Genomic DNA, 15,170 nt, shown 5'->3' with positions numbered 1-15,170 from the left:
AATTATTCCGTTCCTATAAATCACTTGAGTATAGTAATCTTTAGATAAATAATCATTAAACTCATTTACAAAAGTCAATTTCCATAATTCATTACATGGGATTCCCACTAAATCTGATAGGTGAATTAAGTCACTTTTATGGGGAGATAAAAGGTATGTACTATTTCTTTTTAAATTGCTTAACTCGTAAATCCATGAAATATAATCATAATGGTTTTCCATTGATAGGCGTAACAAAAAGCTTTTTAAACTTTCTCCATTTTGAGGTTGTGGTACTAGTAATAATCTCCCCATAATTTATCACCGTTCCTCTATTTTTCAGAAAATAAGCAAATAGCCCACAATACGTTGGGCTATTTGCATTCCGTTTAATACTGAATTACATTCCTAATAATTACGGAATGATTCCAGTTGAATTTGAAAAATATTCCGGTAATTTTCGAACACATTCCGGAAGTTAATGAAAAATTACAGCGTTACAAAAGCCATGTCTGCTTCAGCTATGTCATTACAATCACGCAAGTCCCCATTGAATATGGTGGAGTTTGGAAAGTTGTGTAGCAATACCTCAGCTGAATCTTCCTCTAACTCAATCTCCTGTACGGCCGAAAAATAATTTGTATCCACCAATGCTGCAGTCCCTATTCCACTACCCGCGCAAACACTAAGTACACGGATCCTAGAATCTTTTGGAGTTGGGATAGTATTGTTTTCAAGCATCTGGTATTCCAGAGGACGAATCACAATCTGTCCTTTATTTCCGTTCCTATATACATTGACCTCAATTTTTTGATTAATATCTAAAAAGGCATATTTATCACCTGCTGTGTCAACCAATGGCCTTTCTTTTCCACTAAGTCTGCTTTTTCTTGAAGCTACATGAACAGAAAATACTTCATTGCTGTCATTGAACGGAAAGTTTTGGAGCACGATCTCTTCCTTACTTTCATTAATACTAATGAAGAGCTCTCCTTTTGGAGTAAATCCAGCCGCTTCACAAACCAAGTGTTGAAGGAAAAGTCTTGGCTTTTCAGGCTTTCCTTTTTTAGATACAGAATACACTTTCTTTAGTTTTAAGTTCATTTCAGTCTCCCCTATTCTTAAATTTAATAAAAAACAAGGTCTCCTATATGGAAACCTTGTTTTCTGCAGGTGTACCACTACTTCTCAGAACGGAAGCCACCTGTCTTCTCCAAAATCTTCTTTGTAAAACTGACTTCTCATTTTCCTGAAGTATTCAGGTTCTAATCGTTCCAAAGCCCATTCATATGGATGCAGAATCTTAAATGGATGATAAAAGGAATGTTCCGTTTTCAGGTATACTTTCATATCTTCATATATCCGCTTCAAGCCTTCGGGTAGTTCATCCGCTTTTTTCATAAAATTGAAGGACTGATGAATTACTTGTTCATTATCTTTATTTTGTTCAGACCATAGAATATCAATTAAGCTATGAACCAGAGACTTACCCATTTGTTCATTATTCATAAATTATCCCTCCATTTGAAGATGTGTCAGGCTTTCAAAAGAAAGAAAGCCTGTGCCTTTTATAACTTCATATACTCCAGTTCCATTGCAGAGTCATCAAGCACATAAGAATTAAACAGGATCTGAAGAACATCTTCTTTTGGCATTTTTTTATTAAGGTTCTTAAAAGTGAATTTTAGTAAAGCATCCATTGCTACCAATCGCATCATTTTATCAGCGTCGAATTCTAGTTCAATAGCTTCTTCAGCAGATTCGATATCGAACAGGAAGAAATGAGGCTTTTCTAAATCAATGTGATTGCCCTTGTTTTCGCTATATGGGATAAAATCAACTTTTATTCCCTTAAATCTGAGCGGTTCGGCCATTAGAATATTGAAGCAATCATCTTCCTTCAACGTTCCTGTAAAAGCTAATGCAATATCTAGGTCGCTATCAGGATGTTGATTACCAACTACGCGGCTTCCCACAATGCACATTTTTGTCATGCTAAATTCACTTTCTTTATTGGCTCCAAGACAATCTTTTATGTGATTTACCACCCTGCTGTTAAGCAGTATGATGTTTGACTCATTAAACAGAACATTTTGTTCCATATTGTTAACCCCCAATTAAATGATTTTGTTTTCTTTCAATAGCTTGATAATTAAATCAAACTTCTGATTAATCCGTTCTCTTTCCTCACCCATAGGAAATGCTATTCCGTCACGAGTTCCGGCGACAAGGTAATCACTTTTTCTGCCTGAAGCTTTGAGTTTATCCTGGATATAGGATTCAAAGGCTCTTGCAGTCAGTTCAACCGAAGATGACCAATATTTTCCCTCTTTCTGACGGTCAAGGACCAAAGACTGCTGAAAGTAATTGGACTTGTCAGAAGGATATGGGATACGGTCAACACGCTCTCCAGTTTGCTGCTCGTGATACCATGCTAATGCCTGGGCGAAAGATTTATTATCCCTCTCAATCTTTTTCTTCATCTTTTCAATCTTTTTGTCACTTTGCTGTGAGAAACGTGAATAGAAAGCCATATCCGATTGAAGGGTCTTTTCCGATTCCTCAATTTTCTCCTTCATTGCTTCAAACAGGTTCCCATTGTGCCGGTTATAAACTTGCTTGAAGTATGTTCCTCTCCATCTAATTTCTGGTTTATTAGTGTTTTCATAATGGGCTATGCTATCTCCAACCATAATGGCATCGATTAGTTCCCTGAATAAAATCTCAATTAGAGGTTCAATCCCAGTTCCCAATGATTCTGGATTGGAAGCAAACCCAATTCTTCCGTTCTTTGATTTGTGGCTTAATAAATGGATATAACAATCCAATGCGTGCCACCATTCATGACCAAACACCCCTAAGCAGCCGCGCTCCTTTGTCATATTGATAACATTAGACATCGGTTCGAAATGAGCCAGTGCATTACCCCCGCGGCCTCTAGCTCCATATGCCATGCCTAACGCTCCTCCTAATGATAAGGAAGTATAGTCAATGTCCAAAATACCGGCAAGGTCCATCATGGCTTCAGAAGAACGTAACAGATGTTCTATACCTTTCTGATCCTCAACGTAGTGGCCGAATTGCACGCCTCTATAGCCGAAGAACTCTAGAAGGTCTTCTGGTTTCTCAATTGGGCTCTGTGGGCCTCCTATGCGGTCTGGGCGCTCAGGAAGAGTTCTTTCCCATACCGGTCTTCGAGAAACACCTTTCTTGCCCTCTTTCTTTTCTAAAAGCTCGTCCCAGGATTGAATCTTAATAGCGTTTTTCAAAGTAGACATGTAACTTGCCTTACTTTTGAAGAAGTTGCAAAACTTTTCGCCTAAAACACTCAAAATGAGATCTTGGGATTCTTTTGCTTTCTTTAAAGTCCGCTTATAAGACATTCCTTGACTATATAGACTTTTCCAATCATCAGAGCCTTTTTCGAGCGTATTCAGCTCTTCTTTGATGCTGTTTACTTTCCTCTCTAAAAAACCAATATCATATGTCTCACATCTGATATGGCCAGAAAGTTCATGTAGAACAGGATATAAATCATCTATGGTCTTTACTGGCTCCAATACTGACAGCAAGTGCTGAGCAGCCTTCATAAACTTAAGGCGCACTTCTTTTGAATCTTCGACAGGAGCGGAATTCACTCTCTGGATCAAAAGTTGTTTTGCCCTTGCTGCAGATGGTTCAGTTCCCTTTTCCTTTTCATCCGCTAAATTGAAGCGTTTGAAAAGTTCTGATTTAGTGATGATTTCAGCTGCCAATATCGAGCTGACTCCCTCGATCTCATCCAAAATGGTTGAAGATTGATGGTCTTCAAATGCTTTTCGTAAAGCAGCTAAGTCCTTTCTCGCACCGCCCATTTTTTCGCCTACATCATAAGCAACCTTTTTGTTAGTTTGCTGTTCTGTTCGAATATCAAACAAAACAGGACCTTCTGTAGCTGCTTGAAATAAAGATAGTTGATTTTCCATTATCTAAGTCCTCCCCATTGGGTTTTAGTAAATAAAAAAGAGGCTAGAAGATTGACTCCTAGACCTCTCGATTTTGTTATTTCATCGCATAATCAATTGGAACGGCTATATATTTACCGCCTTCTTGATATTGCAATGTATAACCGCCCGGAAAAGCATATGACTTTTTAATGCCATTAAACTTCATTCCGTTTTCTACATAATGAGAAATTGATTCAACTGCTTCTCCTGGACTGTCTTCATAAGAGAGAACTTTTTCATCCAAATAGCATGAATCCTTTTCCCAATATCGTGCGACCACCTTATATTCATCGACACAGCCACCATCTGGATATTCATAATAACCAAATTCAACTGAGCCGAATGAACAAATAAAATTGTACTCGCCGTACATATTACCCCTCCTTAGACAAGTTTCCGAATAACGCCCGATTGACAAATGACCTTAACGGAAACCTCCCTTTTGGTTTTGATCTTGGTTATGGTGGTAGTGCTGCCATTATCATGTACTTTCTTTTCCTCGTTTGGGATTTTCTTTACGATTTCCAGACCTTGGACTAGATGATAATTGTCACCTTCACCAATTTCACCATTAACTGCCCCCGAAGCAAGAAGTAGAGCAAGTTGACCGACATTCAATGGAAGAATTGGATTACCCCCTATTTCCAGCTGCCTAGGCTTTGAACGATTCATGAAAGCCTGGAATCCTTTGCTGTTTCTGATTCCAGATACATAGTCCGTTTTATTGGCCAATTTTGTATAGAAGGTTTTTAATTCTTCTACACCAGCGGGAACGGTCCATGTCATGTTTGCACCCACGAACTTATCGATTGGAGTCACCTTTTCCATAACGAATTCATCTGACTCTAAATTAGTTAGGAAATCAAATAGTTTTTGATTGAACTCTTTATGTTTTCCTGACTTTTTATTACCGATAAAAATGCACTGGCGGAAATCATCATAGTCCTCATCGGAAAAACGCATCATAGCAATATTTTCAAAATGAGTAGCTAAAAACCGCGCAATTTTTTTATCAGCGAATCTATAGGATGGAATGACGTAAATCATTAACCCTTTTTCCATAAGATATTTGGTGTTGCGGAATAGCTCAGTCCACTCTTTCCGTTCTGCAGATTCATCATCCATCCCCTTCATCGTGAAGTCATATGGAGGATTGAGATAGAGCATGGAGACCGCATCATTCTGAATAACCATTGACTCGATTGGTGCGTTGATACAATGGTTCAGCAATGCCTTGGCTTTTTCTGCCCTGGTCTTATCCAACTCGACTCCATAGGTGGAGATGGTACAATCTTCGCTTTGATGCCCAGAAGACAATTGATGAAGTATTTCTCCTTCACCACAAGTAGGGTCTAACCATACACCGCTGCCTTCTACTTTCAACAATTTGCTTAAATATTCCCCTTGCAACTCCGGCGTTTTAAAAAATCCTGCACGTATTTTATTTCCTACATGGCTCATATTAAATAATTCCTCCTAATAAATTAGTTTTTGTTTCAGCCCATGTTCGACTAGAATTTCCCTCTAGAAAATCCTGATAGGGATCACGAAAATTATCTAGCAAATCGATAAGCTCGTGAAATGCTTCCTCACTAATAGCAGCCTTTTTAAAATGGTTCTTTATGTGAGTTAATGCTACACATTTGAACATGTTGTCCTTCTGTTTATACGCACTCAATATTGGTTCGTATTTATGGAAAGGAAGGCTGTTTTCTGCTTTTTTTAAAAATGGCTTTACCGAATCACTATCTTCATAACAATGCGGCAGCATATCCTCACCTCCAGAAATAATAAAAAGGGAAAGTAATAGTTACCTCCCCCTCGTATAAACTATTTTGTTATTGATGACCAAAGTTTTGTTCTGGATCATAGAAAACAATCATATCTTCCTTGGTGTTACGACCAAAAATTTTGATAGTTCCATCCAGAGGACTATAGACTTCTATATCGTCATTTTCCAATAGTGTTTCTCTCGTTTGAAAAGAGTACACTACTTTACTGAAACCGCCATTGACTTGGAATATTCGAGCATCATCCCTTTCGCCATCAAAGCCTTGCTCGTCAAGATAAGCTCTCATTTCCTTTGCCATCTCCTGCAGGTCAGTTCCTTCTTCAATGGAATCAACGATACCTCCGAAGGAATAAACAGCAATCAACCTTTTAGTCTGAATGTCCAAATCCCGTTTCTTTTGATTCTCTTTCAGTTCTGCCCTGATTGCTTCTCGAATCCCCCCAAAAATAAAGACGGCGACATCATGATTGATCTCTTTAAAAGTCAATTTTTCTGGGTGTAGCAAACATTTTTCGCAAAAATTCAGTACACTTTTGTGTGACTTTGTTTGCACAAACACTTTATTACAGAACGAACAATTAACAATCCTTTCGGTTTGCTCAACTCGGATATTAAGAAGTGAACAAATTACCTGTAGTGAATCGAATTCTTTGATACCCAATTCAACTAATTTGGCAATCTCCGATTCCTCTAAGTCTTCGTAAGTGTCTGTATGGAGATAAACTTCCAAACATCCCTCATCTTCTGACTCTTGGAACATAGGAAGGAAATTAAATTTTTCCGCAAAGCGTGATTCAAGATATTCCCGAACGATTTCGGCTGTTCCAACGAGAACAACGGTGTTATCATCTAAAACTACTTTATATTTGTTCACATTAATGCCCCCAGTAAAAATATTTATTAAATAAAAAGCGCTCATCCAAAAGGAATGAACGCTTTTTGTAAATTCAAATCAACCGAATGGCCATGCATCACCAGACCCGACTTCTTCACTGCCAGGGAATGGTTCATCTTGGTCCATTTGCTGATTATCTTCATCATTATTGCTGTTGCTCTTCTTGATATCCAAGAACTTTACTTTGTCTGCAATAAAATCAACTGTAGTTCGTTTCTTACCATCAATTTCACGAATACTAGTACGGACAGCTGCTTCTACTGAAACAAGGCTACCCTTGGTAAGGTACTTGCTACAATTTTTTGCAAGACCTTTAAAAGCTTTTAGATCAATAAAGTCTGCTTCACGCTCACCGCTTGCATTGGTGAAGTCACGGTTAGCAGCCAAAGTGAAGTAGCAAACAGGCTTTTCCTCTGTCCCCTTAGATACAGGATTTTTTGTTAAACGGCCAACGAGCAAGAGTTTATTCATTACAGATACCCCTTTTCTTTAATGATGTATGCCTGCGGAGCTCAATGACATGCTTGCCATCTTGCTCTACATAGGCAACATCCTTTTTTGTTTTGTGAACACCCAAAAGAATAGTAACGTTTTTACCTTCAACGATTCTTTCTGCAACTTCTACTTCGGAATCGTAAAGGTCATTGCAGACAGATACATCTACACGAAACCTTTCTTCTAGAGCCTGTTGGAAACCTCTCAAAACCAATTGAGCAGTTAATGTGTTCATTTCAAATATAGTGATAGGTAAAGTTTTGAAGTTATCTCCACTTTTTCCCCCACTCCACACCGTACGTGCAAGTTTCCTCGCATACGGCGTTCCATCTTTTCACTTAGTTCCTATATGATAGGTTCCAGGTTACATTCTCTACGATAGTTGTTAACTTTCTTTATAGCTTCATCATTTAGATTAAGTATAGAAAGATAACTTTTAATCGTTTGATTTTCCGTTGCATGAATAAGCTTGTGCACCGTAATATTAAGGATTCTCAGATTTTTGAATTCATCTGTTCCTCCTAAACTTAGAGGTAAGTAGTGATGGCAATGTACATTTTCAGCTGGAGTAAACCAACCTGTAATTTCACATTTGCCATTTTTCATACTATATCTACTTATACGGTTATCAAAATATTCAATGCTTCTATTTGGTATATTAGATTTCATGAGTTTGATTAGTTCTGTAGTAATGTCACCAGTAAGCATTTTTTGTATGTGTTCTCTACCTTCTTTTGTAAAGGGAGTAAGCCATTGAGAAAAACTCATGATGCTCTTATGACTTATATCCGAGAGAGGGTAAAGATAAATTCCGCTTACCTTATAAGTTTTATAATTATTTTTATAGAACTTCTTATAAGTTGGTGGTGCATTTTTAGGTCGCTCATATATACCGCATTGTCTCAAACGATTATAAAGGGTCTTTAGTAAGGAAAAGGCAATCCTCTGGAAATCTTTGTTTACGTGTGTGGCACCTTTGCTGTAATTGTGAATACCAAGAACCCAGCTATTATAAAGTAGGACATTTTGCATAGTAGGACTTTTTTGAATATCCTTTAGCCTTTTTCGTCCTTCCTCACTATACTGTTTTCTTTTTTTCACATTAAGTTGGGTATAAGCTACACGTTTTTTGCCTTTCTTTTCAGCCCATAAGGAGTAACCAAGGAAATCAGATTTATTTTTCCTTAGATTAATAACCTTCGATTTCTCCGGGGAGATATCTAGTTTCAGACGGTCTTTAAGATAGAGTCTAACTGCGTGATACCATTTTTGAGCTGTTTTCCAATCACGACAAAGGATTTTAAAGTCATCCGCATAACGGACGATAAAACCTTCTTTCAGCTTTGTCCTACCCTTGAGGAGTCTAAATTTGTCTCCCCCATTGTAGCCCGTAGCTCTGATTTGGAAGTTTTCCCACTGGCTTGCTACCCAATTGTCTAAATCGTTTAGGACAATGTTAGAAAGTAGTGGTGAGAGTATACCGCCTTGTGGTGTTCCTTTAGACGGAATTCCTTCTCCTTCAATTTCAGCTTTTAGCATCTTGCTAATTAGACGAATAACTTTTCTATCTCTGATTCCTATGTTCCAAATTTGTTTCAACAAAAGAGTGTGATTGACGTTATCAAAGAAACCTTTGATATCGATATCTACTACATAATGTAGCTGACTTTTGTTTATAAGGAAATTTACTCTTGCTAGTGCATGGTGTGTAGACCGTAAAGGTCTAAACCCGTAGGAGTGATTGTAGAATCTAGCTTCGCAAATCGGTTGAAGTACCTGTTTGAAAGCTTGTTGTATAATTCTGTCACTCATGCTTGGTATGCCTAGCGGTCTTAAATCTCCATTCGGTTTAGGGATGAAAACTCGTCTTACTTTCATGGGTTGATAATTACTTAGGCGTTTTTGAATGAAAGTAACTAATTGTTCTTCAGTAAAAGACTTGAAGTGGTCTATAGTTCGTTCATCTACTCCCGCCGTTTTAGAACCTTTATTGCTTTTAATTGTACGATAGGCAAGAAGAATATTTTCCCTCGATGTAATGATGTCATACAACCGATTGAAATTTTCTCCATTCTTGCTCTTGTCGTATAATTCCTCGAAAGTACTAGTCATATCATAGTACTCCCAATATCGTAGTTGTGCTTGCGAGATGGTTCACCCTCCTTACAGAGTATGAATTCCCATTTTCCTACCAGACCCTCGCATTTCACCTTTTGGAATATCATTTTTACTGTGAAAAGACTTAGGGCTATTCCTCCACCTTCATTACAAAAGCTTCAACGGTCATGCCCCTACTCTCACAAGGATAAATGCTTTTCAGTATCTCTACCTTATAGCAAACGTCAGGTTAAACAGACCTAAACGACGTCCCTTGCTTTCCTAGTTCCTTTTATCCTAGCTATACATATATCCTTAGGTAGTTCCTATGAGCCTGTAAGTTTTAGCTGCACCATAGTTTGCAGGACGATTTTCATAAGGGGTACTTTTACTCATCGTCAACTTACCTAATCGTAAGATTAGCGAAACCTTTCGATTCCTTAGAAATCTAGACCCGTACATTCGGAACTTCGTCAGACTGTAATCAGTCATTCTTACCATAGATATTTTGTAGCCACCCGATCTATCTGCTTGCATATCTCTTTGTTGAGACTTAGCTAACATTCGATCGACTTCACCTAGCTTCACACATTTATTCACTGTTATGAACTTATGCATGTAGGAGTATCAGTGTGGTTGTTTCAGAAAACATGGATTCTTCATTCCAACCATTGGATAAAAAGTTAGGTTAAATTTCTTAACCCCCGTATTTCCCACTTTTACATGGTTATAACGGAACTAGTCGCACACCCCTTTTCTTTTAATGATGTGAATTTTCCACTTTCACCGATGATTACATGATCTAGAAGCTCAATCCCTACCGTTTCACCAACTTTATGCAAGCGTTTGGTAACCTCGATGTCCTCTCTAGAAGGAGTAGGGTCGCCTGATGGATGTTGATGCCCAACGATGATCGATGCAGCGCTTAGTTTTAACGCTTCACGGAACAACTCTCTCGGATGAACTATGCTCGCATTCAGTGAACCTTTGAAGATTGTTTTTCGGCCGATGACAACATTCTTAGTGTTTAAGAAAACAGCCTCGAATTGTTCCTGGTCCGACATAGACAAATCAGCAAGATACTTAGCAGCATCTTCTGGAGAACGAACAACGTACTTGTTTTCAATTTTGAACTTGTTCATTAGTCCAGCAAGGCCTAAACATGCTTGAATGCGATCTGCAATCGTTTCGCCAATGCCTTCATAGGAGAGTAATTCTTCTTTAGATAAAGAAGATAGCCCTTTTACTCCCAGTGAAGCCAATTGACCAGTGATAGACGGATTTGCTTTTGGACCGATCATTACCGCAAGAAGATTTTGCAGTGAAGTGTTTTCAGTCCCATAGAATACTAGTTCCTCTTTTGCTATTGCAAAGTGTTTGTTCATGATTGATTCAACAACCTTTCTTAAAGTCTCTTAATTTAGTTTTTAATAGCCCCTTTAAATCTGGTGATTAGATAACGCGACCATAGTATTCAGCAACCCATAGAGCTTCTACGGTTCCATCGCTGTACTTAACCATTTCAACGCCATCATAAGTGAAAATGTTTACAACTCGATTCATGAGTGGTCCCTCCTAAATTTAATTTAAGCTTCTAAATCGAAGAAATAACGTAAAAAAGCCGATTTGGCTTGTTGGATAAGAGAAGGTTTAGCTTCAAAATTTGTGCTAAAATGGTACTTGTCTTCTCCTTTAAATCTCCACATCACGTTTTCTCCAATCCCTTCTTCAAGCGCAGCAACAAATGTAAGAATTTCTCGAACAGCTGAATTTTTGTCAACGGTTTTGGCACGATAATATCGGCGGTCTCCATTCTTCAAAACGATCTCAGCTGTTAAACGATACTTCTCATTGCTGCTCAATACTTGAACCTGCTTTTTACAATCCTCAAATACATCCTCTTTGTTACCAAAAACCTCTGACATTGTTAATGCTCTCATTACTTACATCCTCCCTTTCTGAAATAAATAAATAATATTTATTAGAACGCAAAAAAGCGCCCTCCAGAACGGACTTTAATAGACACATAGAATGTGTTTACTAGTCTCGTTCCAAAGAACGCATGCGTTTAATAACATAACCCGCTAACCAAATGGCTGCATAAAAAACAAAAATCAAAAAATACTTATAATGCAATTTTACTATTATTTGGTTGCGTAGGCAATATTTATTTATTAGATAGTTTCTTATATATTACGCTTTTTCTACTTTTCTTTAATTAATCTTCAACTTTTGAATGGCAGTATCCCCAACTACTAATCTGAACTGATACTCACAAACTAAACATTTTGCCCTTATTGAACCTGTCTTTTGTTGTTGGTGTTCCTCCTCTTTTCTAATTATGTTTATATGTTTTTGGTCACATTTGGGACAATGATATTTAATGTTAGGTTCCATGATCATTCTGTTGGTAACACCTAGATATACAGAATAAATAAATATAGCAGTTAGCAATGCAGCTCCAAAGAATATATTTATAAACATGGACATAACAGCAAGGGCAAAGAAGATAGTGTATTTTTTTGTCTGTTTCTCATTTGGATACAGTATATCTTTTTCAGTTACAAAAACCGTATCATTTGCTTCAATTTCTTTTATGATTTTTTGCTTCTCTTCCTCTGTCAGGGAATTTATTAGGTCTCTTTCCTGTTCTTCTTTTAATCTTTCCTTTTCCTCTAGGTAAATTTTATATTTTTGCTCTTTTGTAAGTTCCACTTCTTTCCCCCCTTTTCTGTTAATTTTATCACGTAACCATTACAACAGCAGTTATAATATGAACATATTGACAATTAAGGAAAAAAAAGAAGGAACCTCAACGGCTCCTTCTTCGGAAATTATTTTCGATAATTTCTTATCTTGTTTTTATTGTGTTGCCTACTGACCTTATTAACTACATTGATTGATATACTTTTGTCGGAATCTCTTGTTTGTTCTGGATAATTCAACTTATCAACCAGTTCCATAATAATTTCATTACTTTTATCCAGTGATTCTAAGAGTTTAATAATTATCTCATCTTTGCAAATATCAGCAACAGACTCAACTACGACTGCTTCCTTTTTATCTTCAGGTTGTTTCTCAATCTTTGCTCTAAGTTCACGTACAATCTCTTTACCATTAGATTCAGCCATCAAGGCTAAAGCCATTCCAACAGAAAATACGGTGAAACCTGCTGACAAAATGCTGATGAAATTCACATCCTGGCCATAATATTGTCTTGAATACCACATCAAATAAACACCAGTAATCATGATGAGTACACTAAACATCATAGTGACTCTTTGAACTGGCTCATATAATTGAGTTGGCCTAAAGTCGTCCAAATCGACTAATTTCTTTATTCTTTCTGGAACTACTTGCTTTCCTAGCAGGATATCCTCCAACCATTTATAGAGTTTGAATTCAAAAATGGTTAAAGTAATTACCAGGGCTAAGGTTCCAAAAAGATAAACGCCTTTTGGTAGTTCAATAATCTTAGAAATCTCAATTAAAATTGAAGTTGAGATGATAAATGAAAGCATTATGAACAAGAAAATCAACGAACCATATACAAATTTAGTGCTTATAGAATTTTCTTTCATTCCTATTCCTCCTTATATTGCAAATGCCAGCTGGCCATCATTCCCGTTAGTCACTGGAAGAGGTTCTAGCTGAATGTTTGCTTTAGATAGTTTTGTTGTATTATCCATAAATCCTTCTGACAAAGCAGATAAAATTAAATGATTGATCGCTGCATTAAAGGTATCCTTCGTAAAAGAACCATAATGCCAGCCTAACCACTTATATAGATGCTCCGCCGCTTCAGTTTGAGATTTGATTCCCTCTTTGCACACCACAAAAGTTGCCTTATTCCAAACCAGCTTTTTATCTTTAAACTCCTGGGAGCTTGGAAAGAAAAATATGCTCGATTGGTTAATCCTCTGTCTCTCTTTCATAAAGGAATAAAACTCTGAATCTTCCTTATTAAGTTCGACAGTGATATAAAAAACTTTATTTTTATTTTTGGTCGCTTTCTTGTTGATAGTCTTATCAGGTAGGAAGATCAACTGTCCGTCATATTCAAAGCGTTTTGGGGCGATTTCAGACGGCTGAATACAAATACCTTCAGTATCCTCCCACGCGTCCAGAACAGCTTGTATTTCATCCTCAGATATAAGCGAAAGACCATCTCTCTCTTCAATATACAATAGGTGCTCAAGAAGCAATCTGCGTCCTTCAAATGTCATTCCACCTGGGGAATAAGTATCATATTTATTCCGCCTGTATGTTTCAAAGTTGTTGTTATTTTTGGTTTCATCACTGGAGTTAAATAGATCGAATTGCTCCGGCTTATCGTTTGTCTTGAAGAAGCGGTTATATTGCTGCCGAGGGAATACCTCTCGATAACGAATGTCATTCCTCATGGCCAGCATGATATTCTTCCATTCCAATAAACCTTTGTAATTATGTCCTTCTTCAATGAAACGCAAGAGCATAGGATCATTGCCACTGACCATTCCGCAAGTCCAACAGCCTAACCTTCCTCCACTTCCTCCGCAGGAGTTGCCCTGGTCAGAACTTGTTTTCATTCCACACTCCATTATGCCTTCACCATACTGCACTGCTAATTCGTCGGTTGTTACACCATAGGGCAGCGTGCCGCGATTGAGAAGTGAATACCATAACTCATCTGAGGTCACAAACTTTAGCGGATGGAAGCACATTACTTCCTCAAAGTCTGTGTGCCTAGCCCAAAGAGATTCCTCGGACAATTGCCAGTTAGCTATACTGTTTGCCCTTCTTGCACTCTCTTCTACCCGGACCCCCAGCCACATGGTTAGAGCTGTCTTCTCGCCTCCTAATTCAACTGGAGACTTAGAAATCAGTTTCCTTATGAAATCTTGGGAGGGTGCGATCTTAAGCCAGTGAGTACAGCCACGATGTTTCGTATTTGGAGTGGATTGTGACTTCAAGCATAAAAATGTCAAAATTACATTCTTATGCTTAAAATTTCTCTTAACAATAATATGCTTTAAAAATTAATTTTGAGTTAAATAAATGTAGACCATACATGCTGGTCTACATTTTTCATTACAATATATAATCCACACAATTGTATAAAGGTAGGCTTTCTTCTTAAACATAAGCACCCGTTTGTTTAAGTACATTTGTTCACAATCGTTTCTTTATTACAGGAAAGCTGCCCTGTTAAGCGAATAAGAAATTCTTACACTAAAGCACACTAAGGTGTTGAAAAAAGTGCAATTATCCTCCTGGACCAGGGGACAATTTTAATCAATCATGACAAACTAAGTACTTTCTATTCCAAATTTTACAGCCACCTATTCGTTTTCCGTTTTCCTTAGAAAAAAACAATCCAGACCCTTCCTGATAATCAAGATTCCATCCGTCACTTTCCATTATCTTAATAAAATCTTCCTTGCCTTTTCCTCTATCCTTTAATGTTAAATACCATGAAATATGGTTTTGGGTTGTAATGAGAACTATATCCTTCTCTGACTTCTTAAATTTATTGATGGCTTCTATTGGGCTGATACTTCTTACAGGAAAAGGCTCTTTAGGTTGTAAGAAAAATAATGTTAAAATTATTAACAAAATCACTATAAATACACTAATGACTACTTTTCTATTTAACGACATCCCCATTAAAGTACCCCCAATAAATACAGACCATATTATTTAGACAGTGTTGCTTAAATTAATCCAGCTTCTTGTTCAACTATCCTGCCCCGTTTGTTTAATTAGGAATTCAATGAAAAAGGTGCATTATCCTTCCTGGATCAACGCACCCGTTAGCCATCCATGAAGCGAGAAAATCGGCGCTTCACCACAGAGAATGAAAATGGTTCCGAACCGTCAATACTGATTCTACGGCTGGAAGAGGAAGGTCGCTGAACTATGGTGCGTTAGAGCCCATCCGTTAGTC

The 15,170-nt window shown here is 37.5% G+C and carries 18 protein-coding genes; all 18 read right to left on the bottom strand.

What is annotated here, in order from left to right:
* On the bottom strand, window positions 1–294 hold a 294-nt coding region (locus tag ACH0QE_RS21095; RefSeq protein WP_415802446.1), incomplete at its 3' end, for a hypothetical protein.
* A 174-nt stretch (window positions 295–468) separates the two neighbouring features.
* The gene (locus ACH0QE_RS21090) at window positions 469–1,083 is read right to left on the bottom strand and encodes a hypothetical protein (protein ID WP_415802445.1); all 615 of its coding nucleotides are present in this window, start codon (window positions 1,081–1,083) and stop codon (window positions 469–471) included.
* A gap of 84 nt (window positions 1,084–1,167) precedes the next feature.
* Window positions 1,168–1,488 carry a hypothetical protein gene (locus ACH0QE_RS21085; protein ID WP_415802444.1) on the bottom strand — a complete coding sequence of 107 codons (321 nt, stop codon included), beginning with the start codon at window positions 1,486–1,488 and terminating at the stop codon, window positions 1,168–1,170.
* 59 nt (window positions 1,489–1,547) lie between these two features.
* A complete protein-coding gene (locus ACH0QE_RS21080; RefSeq protein WP_415802443.1) occupies window positions 1,548–2,081 on the bottom strand; it encodes a nucleotidyltransferase domain-containing protein in 534 nt (177 codons plus the stop codon).
* 15 nt (window positions 2,082–2,096) lie between these two features.
* Window positions 2,097–3,944 carry an LPD1 domain-containing protein gene (locus ACH0QE_RS21075; RefSeq protein ID WP_415802442.1) on the bottom strand — a complete coding sequence of 616 codons (1,848 nt, stop codon included), beginning with the start codon at window positions 3,942–3,944 and terminating at the stop codon, window positions 2,097–2,099.
* 76 nt (window positions 3,945–4,020) lie between these two features.
* Window positions 4,021–4,338 carry a hypothetical protein gene (locus ACH0QE_RS21070; RefSeq protein ID WP_415802441.1) on the bottom strand — a complete coding sequence of 106 codons (318 nt, stop codon included), beginning with the start codon at window positions 4,336–4,338 and terminating at the stop codon, window positions 4,021–4,023.
* 11 nt (window positions 4,339–4,349) lie between these two features.
* Window positions 4,350–5,426: a DUF6094 domain-containing protein gene (locus ACH0QE_RS21065; protein WP_415802440.1), complete on the bottom strand. Its 1,077-nt coding sequence runs from the start codon at window positions 5,424–5,426 to the stop codon at window positions 4,350–4,352.
* A 1-nt stretch (window position 5,427) separates the two neighbouring features.
* Window positions 5,428–5,736, bottom strand: coding sequence for a hypothetical protein (locus tag ACH0QE_RS21060; RefSeq protein WP_415802438.1), 309 nt, complete (start codon window positions 5,734–5,736; stop codon window positions 5,428–5,430).
* 67 nt (window positions 5,737–5,803) lie between these two features.
* Entirely contained in the window at window positions 5,804–6,631 is an 828-nt protein-coding gene (locus tag ACH0QE_RS21055; RefSeq protein ID WP_415802437.1) for a hypothetical protein, read from the bottom strand.
* A gap of 78 nt (window positions 6,632–6,709) precedes the next feature.
* Entirely contained in the window at window positions 6,710–7,123 is a 414-nt protein-coding gene (locus ACH0QE_RS21050; protein WP_415802436.1) for a single-stranded DNA-binding protein, read from the bottom strand.
* Complete coding sequence (locus ACH0QE_RS21045) at window positions 7,116–7,382, bottom strand: hypothetical protein (RefSeq protein ID WP_415802435.1); 267 nt, start codon at window positions 7,380–7,382, stop codon at window positions 7,116–7,118. The genes ACH0QE_RS21050 and ACH0QE_RS21045 overlap by 8 nt, the downstream gene beginning before the upstream one ends.
* Window positions 7,383–7,492: 110 nt before the next feature.
* The gene (gene ltrA, locus ACH0QE_RS21040; RefSeq protein WP_415802434.1) at window positions 7,493–9,259 is read right to left on the bottom strand and encodes a group II intron reverse transcriptase/maturase; all 1,767 of its coding nucleotides are present in this window, start codon (window positions 9,257–9,259) and stop codon (window positions 7,493–7,495) included.
* A gap of 704 nt (window positions 9,260–9,963) precedes the next feature.
* The gene (gene radC / locus ACH0QE_RS21035; protein ID WP_415802433.1) at window positions 9,964–10,629 is read right to left on the bottom strand and encodes a RadC family protein; all 666 of its coding nucleotides are present in this window, start codon (window positions 10,627–10,629) and stop codon (window positions 9,964–9,966) included.
* Between the two features lie 201 nt (window positions 10,630–10,830).
* Window positions 10,831–11,184, bottom strand: a complete 354-nt coding sequence (locus ACH0QE_RS21030; protein WP_415802432.1) for a DUF6018 family natural product bioysynthesis protein — start codon at window positions 11,182–11,184, stop codon at window positions 10,831–10,833.
* Between the two features lie 274 nt (window positions 11,185–11,458).
* Window positions 11,459–11,959 carry a hypothetical protein gene (locus tag ACH0QE_RS21025; protein ID WP_415802431.1) on the bottom strand — a complete coding sequence of 167 codons (501 nt, stop codon included), beginning with the start codon at window positions 11,957–11,959 and terminating at the stop codon, window positions 11,459–11,461.
* A 119-nt stretch (window positions 11,960–12,078) separates the two neighbouring features.
* On the bottom strand, window positions 12,079–12,825 hold the full coding sequence (locus tag ACH0QE_RS21020; RefSeq protein WP_415802430.1) for a hypothetical protein: 747 nt from the start codon (window positions 12,823–12,825) through the stop codon (window positions 12,079–12,081).
* Between the two features lie 12 nt (window positions 12,826–12,837).
* Window positions 12,838–14,058 carry a hypothetical protein gene (locus ACH0QE_RS21015; protein WP_415802429.1) on the bottom strand — a complete coding sequence of 407 codons (1,221 nt, stop codon included), beginning with the start codon at window positions 14,056–14,058 and terminating at the stop codon, window positions 12,838–12,840.
* Window positions 14,059–14,518: 460 nt separating this feature from the next.
* Window positions 14,519–14,890 carry a type II toxin-antitoxin system HicA family toxin gene (locus ACH0QE_RS21010; RefSeq protein ID WP_415802428.1) on the bottom strand — a complete coding sequence of 124 codons (372 nt, stop codon included), beginning with the start codon at window positions 14,888–14,890 and terminating at the stop codon, window positions 14,519–14,521.
* Window positions 14,891–15,170 lie beyond the last annotated feature (280 nt).

Origin of the sequence: Mesobacillus sp. (assembly GCF_047739415.1) — a bacterium.
Classification (GTDB): domain Bacteria; phylum Bacillota; class Bacilli; order Bacillales; family Cytobacillaceae; genus Mesobacillus.
This window is presented reverse-complemented; position numbering and strand designations above follow the sequence as displayed.

Bases quoted from the DNA above. Each gene is read 5' to 3' on its own strand.
- ACH0QE_RS21065 (WP_415802440.1), bottom strand. From the start codon at position 5,426: ATGAGCCATGTAGGAAATAAAATACGTGCAGGATTTTTTAAAACGCCG.
- radC (WP_415802433.1), bottom strand. From the start codon at position 10,629: ATGAACAAACACTTTGCAATAGCAAAAGAGGAACTAGTATTCTATGGG.
- ACH0QE_RS21020 (WP_415802430.1), bottom strand. From the start codon at position 12,825: ATGAAAGAAAATTCTATAAGCACTAAATTTGTATATGGTTCGTTGATT.
- ACH0QE_RS21070 (WP_415802441.1), bottom strand. From the start codon at position 4,338: ATGTACGGCGAGTACAATTTTATTTGTTCATTCGGCTCAGTTGAATTT.
- ACH0QE_RS21060 (WP_415802438.1), bottom strand. From the start codon at position 5,736: ATGCTGCCGCATTGTTATGAAGATAGTGATTCGGTAAAGCCATTTTTA.
- ACH0QE_RS21080 (WP_415802443.1), bottom strand. From the start codon at position 2,081: ATGGAACAAAATGTTCTGTTTAATGAGTCAAACATCATACTGCTTAAC.
- ACH0QE_RS21085 (WP_415802444.1), bottom strand. From the start codon at position 1,488: ATGAATAATGAACAAATGGGTAAGTCTCTGGTTCATAGCTTAATTGAT.
- ACH0QE_RS21050 (WP_415802436.1), bottom strand. From the start codon at position 7,123: ATGAATAAACTCTTGCTCGTTGGCCGTTTAACAAAAAATCCTGTATCT.
- ACH0QE_RS21010 (WP_415802428.1), bottom strand. From the start codon at position 14,890: ATGGGGATGTCGTTAAATAGAAAAGTAGTCATTAGTGTATTTATAGTG.
- ACH0QE_RS21030 (WP_415802432.1), bottom strand. From the start codon at position 11,184: ATGAGAGCATTAACAATGTCAGAGGTTTTTGGTAACAAAGAGGATGTA.
- ltrA (WP_415802434.1), bottom strand. From the start codon at position 9,259: ATGACTAGTACTTTCGAGGAATTATACGACAAGAGCAAGAATGGAGAA.
- ACH0QE_RS21090 (WP_415802445.1), bottom strand. From the start codon at position 1,083: ATGAACTTAAAACTAAAGAAAGTGTATTCTGTATCTAAAAAAGGAAAG.
- ACH0QE_RS21075 (WP_415802442.1), bottom strand. From the start codon at position 3,944: ATGGAAAATCAACTATCTTTATTTCAAGCAGCTACAGAAGGTCCTGTT.
- ACH0QE_RS21045 (WP_415802435.1), bottom strand. From the start codon at position 7,382: ATGAACACATTAACTGCTCAATTGGTTTTGAGAGGTTTCCAACAGGCT.
- ACH0QE_RS21015 (WP_415802429.1), bottom strand. From the start codon at position 14,058: ATGTGGCTGGGGGTCCGGGTAGAAGAGAGTGCAAGAAGGGCAAACAGT.